At 43.8% G+C, this 15689-nt stretch carries 15 protein-coding genes; 6 read left to right on the top strand and 9 right to left on the bottom strand.

The window, feature by feature from the left end:
• Positions 1-480 precede the first annotated feature (480 nt).
• From ACFEL9_RS14175 to ACFEL9_RS14165, 3 genes are all read left to right on the top strand, one after another.
• A complete protein-coding gene (locus ACFEL9_RS14175; RefSeq protein WP_385891138.1) occupies positions 481-1236 on the top strand; it encodes a hypothetical protein in 756 nt (251 codons plus the stop codon).
• 266 nt (positions 1237-1502) lie between these two features.
• Positions 1503-1718 carry a hypothetical protein gene (locus tag ACFEL9_RS14170; protein WP_385891135.1) on the top strand — a complete coding sequence of 72 codons (216 nt, stop codon included), beginning with the start codon at positions 1503-1505 and terminating at the stop codon, positions 1716-1718.
• Complete coding sequence (locus ACFEL9_RS14165) at positions 1718-1897, top strand: hypothetical protein (protein WP_385891132.1); 180 nt, start codon at positions 1718-1720, stop codon at positions 1895-1897. The genes ACFEL9_RS14170 and ACFEL9_RS14165 overlap by 1 nt, the downstream gene beginning before the upstream one ends.
• A 483-nt stretch (positions 1898-2380) precedes the next feature.
• Here ACFEL9_RS14165 and ACFEL9_RS14160 read toward each other — a convergent pair whose 3' ends face one another.
• From ACFEL9_RS14160 to ACFEL9_RS14135, 6 genes are all read right to left on the bottom strand, one after another.
• Complete coding sequence (locus tag ACFEL9_RS14160; protein ID WP_385891130.1) at positions 2381-3163, bottom strand: alpha/beta hydrolase; 783 nt, start codon at positions 3161-3163, stop codon at positions 2381-2383.
• Positions 3164-3267: 104 nt separating this feature from the next.
• Positions 3268-4119, bottom strand: coding sequence for an AraC family transcriptional regulator (locus ACFEL9_RS14155; protein WP_385891128.1), 852 nt, complete (start codon positions 4117-4119; stop codon positions 3268-3270).
• Between the two features lie 54 nt (positions 4120-4173).
• The gene (locus ACFEL9_RS14150) at positions 4174-5019 is read right to left on the bottom strand and encodes a helix-turn-helix domain-containing protein (protein ID WP_385891125.1); all 846 of its coding nucleotides are present in this window, start codon (positions 5017-5019) and stop codon (positions 4174-4176) included.
• Positions 5020-5024: 5 nt separating this feature from the next.
• Positions 5025-5756: an SDR family NAD(P)-dependent oxidoreductase gene (locus ACFEL9_RS14145; protein ID WP_385891122.1), complete on the bottom strand. Its 732-nt coding sequence runs from the start codon at positions 5754-5756 to the stop codon at positions 5025-5027.
• A gap of 19 nt (positions 5757-5775) precedes the next feature.
• Positions 5776-6795 carry an SDR family NAD(P)-dependent oxidoreductase gene (locus ACFEL9_RS14140; protein WP_385891119.1) on the bottom strand — a complete coding sequence of 340 codons (1020 nt, stop codon included), beginning with the start codon at positions 6793-6795 and terminating at the stop codon, positions 5776-5778.
• A 186-nt stretch (positions 6796-6981) separates the two neighbouring features.
• Complete coding sequence (locus ACFEL9_RS14135) at positions 6982-7185, bottom strand: hypothetical protein (protein ID WP_385891117.1); 204 nt, start codon at positions 7183-7185, stop codon at positions 6982-6984.
• Between the two features lie 486 nt (positions 7186-7671).
• Between ACFEL9_RS14135 and ACFEL9_RS14130 the strand changes: the two genes are divergently transcribed.
• The 3 genes from ACFEL9_RS14130 to ACFEL9_RS14120 all read left to right on the top strand — a co-directional run bounded on the left by ACFEL9_RS14130 (position 7672) and on the right by ACFEL9_RS14120 (position 9727).
• A complete protein-coding gene (locus tag ACFEL9_RS14130) occupies positions 7672-8670 on the top strand; it encodes a helix-turn-helix transcriptional regulator (RefSeq protein WP_385891114.1) in 999 nt (332 codons plus the stop codon).
• Positions 8671-8791: 121 nt separating this feature from the next.
• Entirely contained in the window at positions 8792-9232 is a 441-nt protein-coding gene (locus ACFEL9_RS14125) for a MauE/DoxX family redox-associated membrane protein (protein ID WP_385891111.1), read from the top strand.
• Between the two features lie 123 nt (positions 9233-9355).
• Positions 9356-9727, top strand: coding sequence for a hypothetical protein (locus ACFEL9_RS14120; protein ID WP_385891108.1), 372 nt, complete (start codon positions 9356-9358; stop codon positions 9725-9727).
• A 172-nt stretch (positions 9728-9899) separates the two neighbouring features.
• Here ACFEL9_RS14120 and ACFEL9_RS14115 read toward each other — a convergent pair whose 3' ends face one another.
• The 3 genes from ACFEL9_RS14115 to ACFEL9_RS14105 are packed head-to-tail and all read right to left on the bottom strand — an operon-like array spanning position 9900 to position 15117.
• Positions 9900-11273, bottom strand: a complete 1374-nt coding sequence (locus ACFEL9_RS14115; RefSeq protein WP_385891106.1) for a RagB/SusD family nutrient uptake outer membrane protein — start codon at positions 11271-11273, stop codon at positions 9900-9902.
• Positions 11274-11290: 17 nt separating this feature from the next.
• On the bottom strand, positions 11291-14503 hold the full coding sequence (locus tag ACFEL9_RS14110) for a SusC/RagA family TonB-linked outer membrane protein (RefSeq protein ID WP_385891104.1): 3213 nt from the start codon (positions 14501-14503) through the stop codon (positions 11291-11293).
• 41 nt (positions 14504-14544) lie between these two features.
• Positions 14545-15117, bottom strand: a complete 573-nt coding sequence (locus tag ACFEL9_RS14105; protein WP_385891103.1) for a TlpA family protein disulfide reductase — start codon at positions 15115-15117, stop codon at positions 14545-14547.
• Positions 15118-15689 lie beyond the last annotated feature (572 nt).

The raw sequence follows: 15689 nt of genomic DNA, 5'->3' as shown, positions 1-15689 counted from the left end.
ATAATGTGGTTGTATAAGATCATGAATATTCCCGTATTCATTCACCGGCTTTTGGCAGTGCCAACAAGCAGCCATCCATTTCCTGCTGTGTTTTCAAACTGCTTTGGGCGTTATCTTTTGGGTTTCCTTACTTTTCGAAATTCATTTCCGAATTTTTCATAAAGCGAAGACGGTTTGAGTGGGCTTTGACTGGCCTTTGAGTGGGCTTTGAGTGGGATACGGGATACAAGATGTCCAGTCCTAAAAATGGCTTTAAACAACTTCATTAATTTTTTAGTGACCTGCAAATCCGGCATATATGGCCCGATTGATTTAAAGCAGCATTATTGTTATTCTTTGGCATAAATGGCCAAAGCGGCCGGTTGATTTCTGTTCCCTTTTTCCTGTTTGTATTCTTGTTGTGCAATTGCAAACATCATGATGCGGCTTAAACAGGATGTGCCGAAAACATGCTGATCTTTTTACTTCAATTTTTTTATCATGGCACAACAAAAGGGAATTATCCCATTAAGAGGAACGATTGGCAATATCACCTTTTATAAATCGGGTGATGGATACCTGGCTAGAGAAAAAGGAGGTATCGATGCCAAACGGATCGCTACCGACCCGGCTTTTCAACGGACCCGTGAAAACGGCGCTGAATTTGGCAGGGCTGGTGTAGCGGGAAAAGTGTTACGAACCGCTTTACGCTCTTTATTGCAAAACACAGCAGACAGCAGGATGATCGCCCGACTCACCCGGGAAATGATGAAGGTGATACAGGCTGATGCAGTAAATGTAAGAGGTATGCGTAATGTGATCGATGGTGAAGCTGAACTATTGGAAGGATTTGAGTTTAATGCCAACGGCAAATTGGGTACTACTTTGTTTGCACCGTTTACTGCCGAGATCAACCGGGTGACGGGAGCATTGACAGTTGACATCCCATCTTTTATCCCGGCCAATATGATTGCCGCACCCGGTGGCGCCACACATTTTAAAATTGTATCTGCGGGAGCCAGTATCAATTTTGAAAATGAAACCTACGAGGTAGTCACCAATGCCACCGCGGAACTTCCGTGGAACGCGGCTGCGACAGCAGTAATCAATCTGAATAATGCTTTAACCGCTAACAGCACTCACCCGCTTTTCCTGGCGTTGGGTATCGAGTTTTACCAGCTGGTCAATACAGGGTTGTATCCATTGAAAAATGGCGCATTCAATGCGCTGTCGCTGGTGAAGGTAAACGGAGTGTAAAGGGCCTCCCCTAAATCCCTCTCCAAAGGAGAGGGACTTTTAGAGAGACTATCTTTTCACGATTAAAATTGAAACCGGGTGATTTGTGATCCGTGTCTAAGGAAATTCTCCTGGTTGGAGACTAATGTCATCATTGACAAAAATATAAGCCCTTATGATTACCGATACCATTCAAAAGATCGTTGGACCCGGTTTCATTTTATTATTGTTTTGTTCAGACTCCTGTTGAATCCCATTTATTTTTTAACCATTTCAATCAAACTAATATGAACAAGGTTGCGAAAAGAATGAATAAACCCACGCCAAGGTTTTTCAGAAAGCTCAGAAATATTGGCCTTGGTATGGCGGCTATCAGCACGGGTGTGCTTGCTGCCCCTGTAGCCTTGCCTGCTGTAGTCAGCCAGGTTGCCGGTTATCTTGCTGTAGCGGCGATGGTAGCCAGTACGGTAAGCCAAACCGCCATTAAAAATGAGCGGTACTGATGAATGAGCATTCCTATACCAGGACAGGAACTGTTGGAGGAACTATTACTATTCTACTGGCGAATATCAATAGCGGTGATGTGATTAAAACAGCGGTGCTGGCAGGTATTGGTGCTGTTGTAAGTTTTGTACTCTCGCTTTTGCTGAAGGAACTGGTAAAATGGTGGAGGCGACCGTAACATGGTTTCTTAAAGGTAAGACCCCGTCGAAAGGCGGGGTTCTGTTTTTTATTTTGATATACAGAGCCTTTTAAGCACCTCACTCATGCTTTTTTTCTAAAAATAGCAGGATTTGATGGCTTTTTCAAAGCCACTGCTTAGTCGCAGACTAAGCACAGCATCCTATAATTTATTATTCTTTACTGTTTTGAAGACATGGAAGACTACGGACAGCGGGGAAATTATTTTAGCAGTTTCCGGCCATGAGTAAATAATTCCCCGTTTTGACGGAAGGTTCAATAAAAAATGAGCAATAGAATAAATGGCTGAAAATTTGTTGAATAATCGCCAGTTCAAGAATTATTTGATTCAAACCGAACCGGGCTGATTTCTATCGGCCCTTTTTTCTCTTTATTCCCCAATTGATCGGAAGATTCAAATCAACATCAAAACTCCAAACACATTATGCAGTGCATGGAGTTTCGAGTGTTGTTACCGTGAACATTATTTGCTGGCTGAGCCGTTTTTTGCTGCTTCGATAATGACGTCAGCGACCTTTTGGGGTTGTGAAATATATACGGCATGACTGGCCTTTATCTCGGTAAATTTTGTATTTGATCGTTTGTACATATTACGCTGAATAGCCGGCACGATGCTTTTATCATCTGTTGCTACAATGCCATAAGCCGGTTTGTTTCTCCATGCGGCATTTGTTACCGGGGTAATAAATCCTTTGGCATAAAAGGCTCCCTGGGAGGCATACATAAATTCGGCTTCCTGTTTGCTGAGGTCTGCACAAAAACCTGCATGGTACTTATCCTTGTCGTAGTAAACAATTCCCTTGTCATCCGGAGGCAGTACGCCATTTGCCGGAGCGGGTGGAGCGGTTTGAAACCATTGTAAAGCTGATTCACCGTTATCGGGCTGGAAGGCTGCGATATACACCAAACCTGCAACTTTTGCATGGTTTCCGGCTTCGGTAATAACTGCCCCACCCCATGAATGACCCGCGAGAATGGCTGGCCCGTCCTGTTTGTCCAGCGCCAATTTTGTAGCCGCCACATCATCCTCCAGTGATGTCAATGGATTTTGTACGATTGTAACATTGTAGCCTTTTTTTGTAAGCACGCCGTAAAGTGCTTTGTAACCGGAACCATCGGCGAAGGCCCCGTGTACCAACACAACGTTTTTGACTGTTTGTGCATTTGTGTGAGTTATCATTCCCACTGTTGCTGATAAAGCCATTGCAGTTGCCAATAAACCGCTTTTTAAAGTTTTGTTTTCCATCTTATTTGTTGTTGAAGTTTTTGTTTGAATCAACGACACAAAGATGCTCTTGAAAGCAGGGGCCATTGATGAGCATAATTCCCGTTTAGTTGTAATTATTTCCCTTATTCAGGAACGATTGCGGTATTGCGGAAATCCACTGGTGATAAGCGGGTATGTTTTTTAAAGAAGTTGGAGAAATGCGAGACTTCTTCAAAACCTAATTCAAAAGTTATTTGCTTTACTGTTTTGCCAGTATATGACAATAGCCTTTTCGCCTCGATCAATATTCGTTCCTGGATGACCTGTGAAGGAGTTTTGTGATTATATATAGCAAAAAAATTGGACAGGGTCTTTGGCGATTTGCATAGTTGATTTGCGTAAAAACTTACTGAGTGCTCCGAGCGATAATTGGCTTCCACCAATAAATTAAATTTCCTGATAACGTGCAATTTTTCTTCTTTCAATTTCTTTGCCGGTACATATTCAGATTTTGCCAGCCTTGTTATATAAATGATCAGCCGTTTTAATAAAACGAGCAACATTTCATTTTGAATATTGTCCGTGGTTTTTAATTCTTCAATAAAAATATCCAACAATAAATTCAATCGCTGACGTGCCTGTTCATTGAGCTGTATAAACAAGTGATCGGTACTGCCAAAAAGAAAGCCCACGCAACTTACCTCGCTGTCATGATCAATAATACAATAGAATTCACGGTTAAACTGCCAGGCAATAATATCGGCCGGCCTTTCGAAAAAGAAGGATTGATCGAACAAGAGGGTGAGCAGGGTATTGGAAGGAAAATCATATTCAGTACCATCGATGGTGACTGTTTGCGCCTGGCCTGGATTCCATGCTATGGTAAAATATTTATTGGAACGATCGCGGCTAAAATACAGCCGGTCAAATCCTTCTTCCTCCTTAAAAAGCAATAAATCGCCGCCTGTTTTTTCGTCACGGAGTTTTAGTTTCATTTACCAATATTATTCTGCAATTTACATTTTGGGAAAATAGCAAAAGCCATTAAGCTACTGGCGGGCACTCTGTTCCAAAAGCGTTGTAGGTGCGTAGCCAAAATGTTTTTTAAAAGCATAGGAAAAATGTGAGAGGTTTTCGAAGCCTACTTCATAACAGACATCAATTGGCTTTTTGTGTTTCTCCACAAACTGATAGTGCGCCAATTCTAGCCGCTTTTGGGTGAGCCATCTCTGTGGAGTAGTATTGAATAACTTTTTAAAGTCACGTTTGAAGGTGGTAATGCTTCTTCCGGTTAGGTAGCCAAACTTTTCCATGGGCATATTGAACATGAAGTTCTTTTCCATGTAACCAGCAAGGTCAATTTTGCCAGGCTCTTCGAAGTTTGCCAGCTCATTGTCAATATCTGCATCAATGGCCCGCAGAATGCTGATCGCTTCCGTAATTTTCAGGGAAGCGATATTTTCCGGAAGGTCCTTGATATCAAAATAAGGAATCAATGAAGCCAGGCAACTTTCCAGCAAAGGGTGATTGTTGAAGCAATGTATTTTTTGCGATAACGCTACTTTAGGTTTTAGGTTGAGATCCGCATAAAAACCTCTTAGCCTCGACGTTGACAAGTGCATCACTACTGTTTTATGTGGCAGACCATCTTTGGGATAATTGATAATCGTAGCCAACTGGTTCCTGGGAATCAGGAAAATATCGCCCGCCTTAAACATGTACGTGCCTTCAGCCTGTACAATCTTTGTTTCACCGGAGATAAACCATATCAGCATGTGATGGTCGAACATTATATCCGATTTAAAAAACTTGTCCTCATAGCAGGACAGTTTGATGTCAGGCGTTATATATTTTGCTGTATAATCCACGGTTGATAAAGTTATGAAATGAGCCATTTTTTTCAGATAGAATGACCACCGTCGATCCTGAATTCTGAACCGGTAATAAAAGAAGCCGCCTGGCTGCAGAGATAAGTGATGAGTTTAGCGACTTCCTCGGGGTTACCAAATCTCGACAAAGGAATGCCACTTAAGATATAATCTTGTACTTCCTGCTCAGCCAGACCTGACTTAGCCATAATCTCTGTTGCTACCGGGCCGGGGCTCACTGCGTTTACCCTGATCTTGCGGGGAGCCAGTTCCAAAGCCGCCACTTTCACAATTGCATTGATAGCAGCTTTGCTGGCCGAGTAAACTGATATACTGGGGGCAGGTACGGAGGCTGATGTCGACGACAGTAATACGACCGATGCATTGTCATTTAAAAGCGGAATGAATTTGCCAAGCGTAAAAAAAGCGCCTTTAACATTTACATTCATGATATCATCAAACATCTGTTCCTGCATCAATTCTATCGGTGCAAACTGCGAGATGCCTGCATTGATGAGCAGGATATCAATTTTACCAAATTGCCGGCTCAGGGATGAAACAAGCTTATCAATATCGCTGAGGTTGGCTTGATCGGCTACCATTCCCACTACGTTAATTTCAGAAGTGGCTTTTTCCACTGCTTCTTTTCTTCTTCCGGTAATTACAACCTCAGCTCCCTTTTCCTTCAACTCCTTTGCTGCAGCATAACCGATGCCACTGTTGCCACCGGTAATAACGGCCACCTTTCCTGTTAAACTTACCATGTTAATTGCTTTTAGTTGATTAGTTAATGTTGAAGGTTATTCTAGTCATTTGTTCGCTTAAGATCCATAACCGTTTTGCCTGGATTTCATCTAATGAATAAGGATGCACACCACGGTTGGATGATGGGTCATCATACCGGTGTTCGATATGTCCCCTATCCAGTTCAGCGATATCAGCATCCTCACAATACACACCACTGATTTTATCAAGCATTGGACTGGTTGCACACCATACGGTAGTAGCGGCGCCCTGCGGCACTGTTTTTAAGTTGGCTACCAACTCCGGCAGGATATTGCCTTCCGCATCACACATACCCATTTGCTTAAACAATTCAACGGAGGCTTCGCGTCCTAATTCAGTTCCACCAATGGAGCCGGGGTGTACTGCATAAGCCTTTACGTTGAATGCTCTGGCCCGGTTGGCTAATTCCACGGAGAAGAGATTACTTGCTGTTTTGGACTGACCATAGCCTTGCAGCGTATGATATTCCCTCTGAAGGAAGTTTGGATCTTCGAAATTGAAGGGCGCCATCTGGTGTCCGAAGGAAGAAACGTTTACCACTCTTGCGCCATTGGCTTTTTTCAAAGCTGGCCAGAGCCTTGCCGTCAGATGAAACTGGCCCAGGTAATTAGTAGCTAACTGGGATTCGATACCACGGCTGTCCCTGCGTAAGGGCACCCACATGATGCCTGCATTGTTGATCAATAAATGAAGCGGCCGTCCTGTGGCTAAAAACTTGTATGCAAAACCATCGATGGAGACAGGATCAATCAAGTCCATTTTTTCCACCTCAACATTTGGAATACCCTGCAGGTTTTTCTTTGCCTTCTCCGTGTCTCTTGCGGGCACAATCACCGTTGCGCCTGCGGCAGCGAGTACTTTTGTTGTTTCCAGGCCGATGCCTGCATTGCCACCGGTTACGATGGTAATTTTTCCGGTAAGATCAATGCCTTTGATTACCTCGCTGGCTGTTGATGCTGCGTTGAATCCAGAGCCCAATGGTTTTTGCCATGCACCCTGGTAATTGTTTTGTTCCATATAGAATTTGTTTTTGTTGGAACAAAACTAGATTGCGAACGGAGGGGCGGCTTTGTTTAAAAGACCTTATTTGCTTTGTTTAAAAGATCAGCGAGTTTGATAGTATTTTGTCGCAATTGCATTGCTTTTGCAGCTACCAGGAGAAGAACGAACGGCTCCCAATTTCAAGGCCAGAGAGAATCCGCATTAATCCTGTAAAAAATCTTTTACCAGTTCTTCATGAATGCCGGTGAACAGGCAAAACTCTTTGATGGTGATAAACTCGTGGGAACGCTTGCCTAAAGCTTCTCTTATTTTTTGCAGCAATTTCCGGGCGGTTCGACCACGACGGCCAGTGATGTTCTCGACATCTTTCGGGTAGATGACTACACGGGTGGGCAATGTTTTCATGGCTGTGATTTTTGATGCTACTAATCAGCCTTAGCGGGATTGCCTAATCCGAATTAAAAGAAATCCAAGAATTATTTAGTTGCCTTTGTTGTAAGCAATAAATCAAGTGAGATGAGCCACGACGTGCGGGTGAGGATCATTGCTGCTATTAAAGAGTGCATCAATTTTTTCGTTGGTAAACGGGAAGGTCAATGATGGGTGTAAAAGAATGGCGTTGTTCATAAAGGTATGTTTGGTTAGGATACTCTGCACTAATGTGCAACACTTCGCTTATCTATGAATCCACTTCCTAAGAATCGAACACCCTGCCTGTGAGCCTGAAGCAAGATCAAGTTTACAATAATGCCCGAAAAAGAGTAAGTGATGAGGGAAGTTTTATGTGAACGCAGTAATAGCCGATGTGAAAATAAGGTAAGCCCAGCCTGTTTTGTATAACCGGTTTTTAATTTTAACCCGGCAAACCGACAGCGATGAAACCTTATTTCTATGGCAACGCCTTTGCGTTTTCATTTCCCCGCACCGTTATGTGGCAATGTGATAACGACAGCTCAATTCCCAGCCGGCTATCAGCATATCATTCCCTTTGCCCAGCCAGCCTTTACAACATGTGACCTGGGAGAGTTTTTTATACAATCTATCCATGGGGATGATTACCTGATTGAACTGCGTTCCTTTAACGTAGTGCAAAACGGGTATATAGAATTGATTACCGAAGAACCCAGCGTAAGCCTTGCGATGTTTCTAAAAGGGTATGCCAGACTGCAGTTAGCGGGTAATGTTGAAGTAAACCTGGCCGCAAGAAGTTATACGATGCTTTATCTTCCCAGGGGACAACAAAAGATTGAGCTTATAAAAGGTCATTATGTTTGGTTTTGCGTAGTACCGCCCTGCTACTATTTAATTAATATGGCTGCCGGGCATTCGGCTTTCCAGGAACTGAAAAAATATTTAAAGGAGCAGCGACCCCATGGCCTGGCGCTTTCATCACTATCATTACCCTATAGCATTTTAAAGATCATTAAAAAACTGGGAAAAACATTTAAAAGAGGAGCATCACTTGATTTTGAACTAAGGCGATGTATACTTGAAGCCCTCCATCTCTATCATGATCAATATCTATTGAAAAAGCAGCGGACTATTAATTATGTGACAACACATGATAAGGCCATTGCTGCAAGGGAATATATCTTACAAAACCTGGGGGATGTAAACCTGGGTGGTCTAAATGAAATGGCGAGCCGGTTTTATACTAGTACAAAGCCATTGAATAAGGCTTTTCAATCGCTGACCGGAAAAACAGTGTCGCAGTTTATTGCTGATGAACGAATGATTAAAGCCCATGCTTTACTGATGAAAAATGAAATGCCTGTTTATGAAATTGCAGAGGCTGTTGGTTATTCGGATACTTCGAATTTTATCAGAAGATTTAAAAAGACTTATGGCTATTCACCCCGCCATCTAAAAAATAAAGAGAATAAAAAGTAGCGGTTATCTTTTCACTGCTATCTGTATTAACCATCTACTAATGTCCTGAAATGACCATTTCTACAAGAGTGGTGTAAAGGAACTTTATTTCAGCATTTACAATAAGTAGTGCAGGAATGGAATGATGAAGAAAAGAACCTTTGCCATTGATATTATCAGCGCAGCATTACTGCTTTTGTTTCTTTATACTGCTATCAGCAAGCTGGCTGACCAGGCCAACTTCAAGGATGTACTATCACACTCACCATTGATAAAATTTTTTGCAGGTGTAACTGCATGGGGACTGCCAGCTATTGAAATACTTGTTGCTTTACTGTTATTTCTGCCAGCAACCCGCAAGAAGGGATTGTATGCTGCGCTGGTGCTACTGGTGCTGCTGACACTCTATTTAATCTGCATGATCATTTTTGCGCCATCGCTGCCCTGCAATTGCGGTGGTGTTATTCAACGGCTCTCGTGGACCCAACATATCTTCTTCAATCTATTTTTTATTTTGCTGTCAGTTGCCGGAATTAACTTATCACGGAGAAGATTTAAACCCGAGAGCAGTGCTCCCACATAGTTCCCTTGCGGGAACTTATCAACTATTAATCTTTTCATTCATTTTTTTACGGAGAACAACATTCAATATGTCAGCATATTGATTAATCACTACACCTTATTTTTTTATTCAAAATTCAATTTTATGCGACGTTATATTTTCGGGCTTATCGCTGCCGTGATCGCAGCCGGTGCATCTGCTTTTACCACTCCCAAAAAACCAGTGGACATGTACGTGTTTCAATTCAATGGCAGTGTGAGTGGTGGCTATTCGGTAGCCAATGTAGAAAATGAAGCCAATACGCATTGGCAATACCAGGGAAAAAACCTTAGCCTTTGTGGTGGTCAGGATGAAAAGGCCTGCCGGATAGCCGTTATCGATAGTTATGTAGATAATCCAGCGAGCCCGACGCAGCTGAACAATTTTACGATTGGCGCTACACTGAGCGGATCAACAGCGCATGTCAGTTCAATTACTGATTCGGGCAACAATCAGTACTCCAACCAGCGAGATTAGGAATTGAGAAATAGAGAAGAGGCTGTCTTATTATCACCCTTTCGCAATGTCACCCTTCGGTAAACTCACCCTTCGGCAAGCTCAGGGTGACATTGCCTCGTCAAGCTCATGCTTCGAGCCTTCGTCGGGCTCAGGGTTTGGGCACAGGGTGAAGACAGCCTCTATTTATGCATTAGTTCTGTGGTATCCCGGTCAACTGAATGATGTCGGCCGGAAGCGGTAATGCATAATAGCTGGCGTTTGGCGCCAGTGAATAAACCTGCCCGTTTATTATTCTCTTCAATGTAATATTTGCTGCTTCTTTATTGAGCCGTTTAATGTCCATCCAACGAAGGCCACGACCATGCAATTCTTTTCTGCGTTCTGACAATATAATAGCCAATGCTTCCGGGACACTTGCGGCGGTATACGGCGTATATGGTTCGGTATTTTTCCATCTTGTTTTTAGTAAGGTATTCAGGTCGTTCATTGCTTCATTTATGCTTCCAACACGGGCATGTGCTTCAGCCCTGATTAACCAGACTTCGTCGGTTGCTATACCTGTAAAATAAAAGTATTCATCACCAGTGTAGTTGCCTTTGAATTGCCGGAAGCCACTATTGGGTTTGTAATAGGCTGTTTTTCTCAAATCATGTTCCGGATAACTGTTGTAAAGTGTGGTATCCACTTTTGCATAATAGGGATCATTGATAAAAAAGGTGGCATTCATCTCCGTATAAAAGATCGTTTCCTTATTGAAGCGCTTAAATGGAACAGAGGAGGACAAATCCGGATCAACATCCGTATCGGCATTGAAGTCCATCAGTGTATTTTTTATTTGCAAACAACGATCAGCATAGAGCAAGGCGCTATCGTAAATCCGCATGGACAAATATGCCCGGGACAGTAAGCCGTAGGCGGATGCTTTTGAAGGACGAAATGGATGCGATGGATGATCGGGTAAATGAAGGGCCGCTTGTTTTGCATCGTTGGAGATTCTTTCATAACAATCTTTTACGGATGAGCGGACAGAAGGTATATTGAAGTCAGCATTGAGGCGCAGTACAATACCTAAGTCAGTATTGGCCGTAGTTTCATCAAAGGCTTTGGCGTAGACCCACATGAGCTGCAAAAAATAATAGCTGCGGAAAAATAATGCCGAGCCTTTTATAGTGTTCCATTGATCGGCATTGGATGCAGTCAAAGGGATGTTATCAATCGTTTCGAGACAAAAGTTTGAATTGTAGACCGGTTCGTAAGCAATGGACCAATCGTTTTGAAAATTGTAATCGTTCCGTGACCAGGTATAGATCTGTTGTTTTTCCTGATCAAAATTATTATAGGTTTCATCCAGCAGGAAATAATCGTCCGAAGAAGCCTCACCAAAAGTTGGCGTACGTTTAAGGTTCATACGGAAAGAAAAATCCAACAGGGCCTGTAAATCGGATAATGTAGAAGGCACAGCCAGTTTGCTATCGGGTTTCTCATCTAAGTATTTTTTGCAGGATGTTGTATAAGTAAATACAAACAATATGAGAAAAACGAAACAGGATTTATAGTTGAGCATAGAAAAAATTTTAAGGTTTAGAATTCGGCTTTCAGACCAAAAGCAATTGTTTTTGGCAGCGATACAGTGCCGGGAAAATCGGGATCGATACGATCCTTATTGGCCCGCCAGATAATACCCAGATTGGCCATGTTGACATAGAGGCGGGTGTTTTGCAAAGGCCATTTTTTGGATTTGCCAATAGCGTAACTGAGATCGATGTATTGCAAACGGGCATGATCCCCTTTAATGATATTGATGTCGGCAATAGAGTAAAAGGCATCACGATTACCATTGACAGGATACATGAACGAAGGAACATGGGTGGTTAATTCATCACCGGGTTTTTGCCAGCGATCTGCATACTCTTTGTGACCTGTGCCACTACTTACAAGAGTGCTGTATGACAAAGCCGGTTTGGCAAGCCAATAACCAAACTTGTAACTGATATTGACAGCGAGTTCCAACTGCCGCCAGGAAAAAGTATTGATGAGTGAACCAAAGTAAACCGGGATTGAAGAGCCTTTGTACACGATACCGCTGTTTTGCATGCCTTTCTCCGCAGCTTCAGAAAAGATGGCGTTATAATCTGTGCTGAGCTGGCCGTTTAAAAAACCCTGCGGGTTACCGGCGATATCGAGGCCACCCCAGCGATAAGCGGCGATAGCATAGAGTGGCTTGCCAATAACAGGATTGATATTGCGACCCGTGCTTAAGAGTGTGGTCAAGGATGTGGCAGCGTTATCAAAATACTTTGTGGTTTTGCTGTTGTTATAATTCAATAACAAGGTGGAAGACCATTTAAAGCCTTTATTGAGGTTAATAGCATTCAACAATAAATCGAAACCGGTGCTTCGCATAGATGCGACATTCCGTACAACGGTGTTTTGCTGACCCCAGGCGGTATAATCATAAGGCGCTTTGCCATAGAGATCGGTGGCTTTTTTGATATAGAAATCCAATGAGCCGCTGAGTGTTTTGTTGATGGTATAAAACTCTACCCCAGTGTTCCACTGACCCACCTGCTCCCATCGCAAATGCGGGTTGTTGAGCGTATTGATAGATGCTATAGGCAGGCCGGTGATGAAATCACTACCATAAGAAGCTAATGGCAGGGCCGTGCGGCTGAGATCGAGATTGCCGCTATAGCCGTAAGTGGTGCGTAGCTTGAGAAAAGGCAGCCATTCTAATTTATAGAAAGATTCTTTTGACAGTATCCAGCCCAGGTCTGCTGACCAAAGCGGTTTCCATTTATCGTTTGTTTTAACGCCGAGAATGTTGGAACCGTCTTTTCTTGCGCTGGCGGAAAAGCTGTAGCGATCTTTCCAGGTATAGAAGATGCTGGTGTATACAGACACAAATCTATTGTTGGTATTGGTCATGGTTGAAGCGCCTGCAATGGATTGAAAAGAACCGGTGATGAAGGTTGGATAGCGATTGACAACATCTACGTTGGCAAACGTCAAGGGATCGGCACGATAGCCATAGAATACCGTGCCGTAACTATCGCCGGCAATCTCCCTTGCTTCGGCCCCGGCTATAGCGTTGATGGAATGAGCCGACCAGGCTTTATTGAAATTAAGCTGAGCCCGGATATTCTGGCTTTTGCGATTGGCGGTTGACCTTCGCAGGATATCACCCAGGGGAACGATATACTTTAGTTTGGAGGTACTACGATCAAGCTGGGTAAACAAGTTGATGGTATTGCGGGTGTCGAAGCTCCCAACATCTGCCATGTGCTCAGCATAGCTGGTTTGCTTTTGATACTGGTATTGCAAAGAAAGCGATAACGGATGCGATAGTTTATAATTGATGGCGATAGTAGCCATTAGCTCATCCAGGCGAGTGGTGGACTTATTGTGTTTATAATCATCCAGGGGATAATAATTCCAATCGAGCAACAACCCGGCACCTGCCGTATCAGTATAGGTGGAGCGATATTGTTGGGCCACCGGCAAGGCTGTACCATCCGCTGAAGTATATTGCAGGTATGGAACATAGCGGCCATTGACCCGGCTTACGGTGCTGTAGGAATATTTACCGGATGCGGATTTAGCGGACGTATAATACACGCCCAAATCGAGCTGCAGGTTTTTAACCGGCCGGTAACTGTTGCTGAAACGTGCATTTATTTTTTCGTAACTGCTGTGCAGGTTGTCCATGCTGCGGTCGTAGGAGCCGGCAATAATCCAGGCGAGATTGTCGGAGCCGCCGCGAAGATTGAGGGCATGCTGGCGGATAAGCCCCGTTTCATAAAAATGTTTTTCATATTGCCGGCGGCCATTCTGAGCTTTTAGCGCATTTATTTGCGACGCTGAGTCGGCAGCAGCAATAAGGCCATTTCGCCGTTGCAGAAAAATTTCTACGGCAGGTGTTAAGGCCTGGTATTTTCGATTGATGACGGAATTGAAATACCCTTTGTTAAACAAAAACTCCTCAACGCCGATGTAATCGGTTATATTCATTTCGGGAAGTGCAGCGAGGTCAGGCTTAGCCGTTATGATCAAATCTGAACTCAGCTCTATTTTCATTTTCTGCGTAAAGCGGCTTCTTTTAGTGGTAATAATGATCACACCATTACCGGCCCTGGCACCCCAGATAGCAGAGGCGGCTGCATCTTTTAATACGGTGATGGATTCAATATCGTTGGGATTGATGTTGCTGATGTCGCCTTCGTAAATGAAATTGTCCAGGACAATTAAAGGATCAAGAGGGCCACTGATGGTAGCGAGGCCCCGCACAGTAAGGTTGGTTTTATTAGCAGCGTTGCCATTGCCGTAGCCGGGATTGAAGGCGAGACCGCTGGTGATATTCTCCAATCGTTTTAAAATATTGATGCCATGTTGCTGATTTATCGCTTTGTTGTCAAGCACGGTGACGGCACCATTGGACTCGGTGTTTTTCATTTGCTGGTAGCCGGTGCTGATCACCACTTCGGATAGCTGGCGGATGTTTGGATTCAATGAAACAGCACCTACTGAACCCGGTTTTGTAACAGGAAGCCGGAATACATGATAGCCTATATGAGAGAAAAGCAGGGTGTCGGGAAAATGGTTTAGCGGGATGATGAATTCACCTTTTGCATCCGAAGTGACTGTACTTTGCGAATGGCCTGACTGAATGGTGATGGCTGGTAAGCTGGTACCGGATTCAGCGGACAGCAAACGGCCGGTAACAGTTGCCGTTTTGGTTTGCGCCTGCAGCGCCATTGCAAGCAGCAGGCCTGTACTAATAAAAATTGATTTTGTCATTGCAGTTGTTTTTGTGATGAGGATTGATTGAAGAGAGGGAACTATTGTGTTCCCATTCGTTTGTCGGTTTTCAGGGGCAGGTGTGGCATGACACCGGATACAAGCATGCTGATATTGGCGGTGGTGAACGCCTCACCATCTGTAATGGCTACTATGCGACCGCCAGGAGCGATCCAGACATAGTGTGGCAAAAAGATGTGGGGAAAGTATTTGGCGGCGATGGTGTCTTCCACCACATAAGCGGAACGAAAAGCGGGATGCTTTTTATTCCACCTGTTGAAGAAAGTGGTGATCTTTTCTTTGGTATCACCAGTGCCGGTGAGATTGTTGACGAGAATGATCTTTAGTTTGCCTGGAAAGGCCCGCTGGAGCGAATCGATGGTATTTAGTTTAGCGATGCATGATCCGCACCAGGTGGCCCAGAAGCCGAGAATGACAAACCTGTCATTGAAATGGGATAATTGAATTTTAGAAACGGGGTTGTTGTGTGCATTGGTGAAAAGCAGGTTGGGAACCGTGTCACCGACGGAGAGGGAACGGATGGGTAGTGATTGCTGAGCAAAGATATGGAGGGCAGGCCAAAGGATGGCCAGTAAGCAAGATTTGAGTTTCATTGCTTGTGATTTAAGGCCCCTACCCGTTCCCCACCTCATCCGTCCGCCAGTTGGCGGACACCTTCTCCTGAAGGAGAAGGGAAACGGAAGTGGAATTTGTTGGGAGGGCTTGAGAAGGCCGTTTATTAATGATTGTTGATGCTGCTAACCGAAGTCCGTTGATGAAAAAGAAATGCTACTAACAGAGGACTTAACTCCTAACGAAACATGAGACTCTTCGACCCTTCGTCAGGCTCAGGGCTCAGAGTAAGAGCCTAACCTGCCTATACCGGGTTCTTTGGTTTTACCGCAAAGCGGGTAAGCAATAAGTGTAGTTCATTGTGGATGTAGCGAACTTTCATGCCTTATGGATTTAAGTGGCGCTTTGAAAGTCGTGTAAGGGAGCCAATACTTTTTAAAAAAAAGCGTGGAACTCTTCTTACCGCTACTGAGGCCGTCGGAGGCCAACACGCAGATAAGAGAGCCCACGCCATAGCGTGGGCATTCAACTTATCATCCTGCGTGTTTTGAAATTTCCGACGTTTCAGTAGCAAGACTCAAAGCGAAATGCTTCAAATAATTTTATGAAGTAA

It is taken from the genome of Terrimonas alba (assembly GCF_042434975.1).
In the GTDB taxonomy this organism is placed as follows: domain Bacteria; phylum Bacteroidota; class Bacteroidia; order Chitinophagales; family Chitinophagaceae; genus Terrimonas_B; species Terrimonas_B alba.
The sequence above is the reverse complement of the archived record's forward strand: the minus strand, read 5'-3'. Positions and strand labels throughout refer to the sequence as shown.

Excerpts from the sequence above, each read along its gene's own strand:
- ACFEL9_RS14175 (WP_385891138.1), top strand. The coding sequence starts at position 481 with ATGGCACAACAAAAGGGAATTATCCCATTAAGAGGAACGATTGGCAAT.
- ACFEL9_RS14170 (WP_385891135.1), top strand. The coding sequence starts at position 1,503 with ATGAACAAGGTTGCGAAAAGAATGAATAAACCCACGCCAAGGTTTTTC.
- ACFEL9_RS14165 (WP_385891132.1), top strand. The coding sequence starts at position 1,718 with ATGAATGAGCATTCCTATACCAGGACAGGAACTGTTGGAGGAACTATT.
- ACFEL9_RS14160 (WP_385891130.1), bottom strand. The coding sequence starts at position 3,163 with ATGGAAAACAAAACTTTAAAAAGCGGTTTATTGGCAACTGCAATGGCT.
- ACFEL9_RS14155 (WP_385891128.1), bottom strand. The coding sequence starts at position 4,119 with ATGAAACTAAAACTCCGTGACGAAAAAACAGGCGGCGATTTATTGCTT.
- ACFEL9_RS14150 (WP_385891125.1), bottom strand. The coding sequence starts at position 5,019 with ATGGCTCATTTCATAACTTTATCAACCGTGGATTATACAGCAAAATAT.
- ACFEL9_RS14145 (WP_385891122.1), bottom strand. The coding sequence starts at position 5,756 with ATGGTAAGTTTAACAGGAAAGGTGGCCGTTATTACCGGTGGCAACAGT.
- ACFEL9_RS14140 (WP_385891119.1), bottom strand. The coding sequence starts at position 6,795 with ATGGAACAAAACAATTACCAGGGTGCATGGCAAAAACCATTGGGCTCT.
- ACFEL9_RS14135 (WP_385891117.1), bottom strand. The coding sequence starts at position 7,185 with ATGAAAACATTGCCCACCCGTGTAGTCATCTACCCGAAAGATGTCGAG.
- ACFEL9_RS14130 (WP_385891114.1), top strand. The coding sequence starts at position 7,672 with ATGGCAACGCCTTTGCGTTTTCATTTCCCCGCACCGTTATGTGGCAAT.
- ACFEL9_RS14125 (WP_385891111.1), top strand. The coding sequence starts at position 8,792 with ATGATGAAGAAAAGAACCTTTGCCATTGATATTATCAGCGCAGCATTA.
- ACFEL9_RS14120 (WP_385891108.1), top strand. The coding sequence starts at position 9,356 with ATGCGACGTTATATTTTCGGGCTTATCGCTGCCGTGATCGCAGCCGGT.
- ACFEL9_RS14115 (WP_385891106.1), bottom strand. The coding sequence starts at position 11,273 with ATGCTCAACTATAAATCCTGTTTCGTTTTTCTCATATTGTTTGTATTT.
- ACFEL9_RS14110 (WP_385891104.1), bottom strand. The coding sequence starts at position 14,503 with ATGACAAAATCAATTTTTATTAGTACAGGCCTGCTGCTTGCAATGGCG.
- ACFEL9_RS14105 (WP_385891103.1), bottom strand. The coding sequence starts at position 15,117 with ATGAAACTCAAATCTTGCTTACTGGCCATCCTTTGGCCTGCCCTCCAT.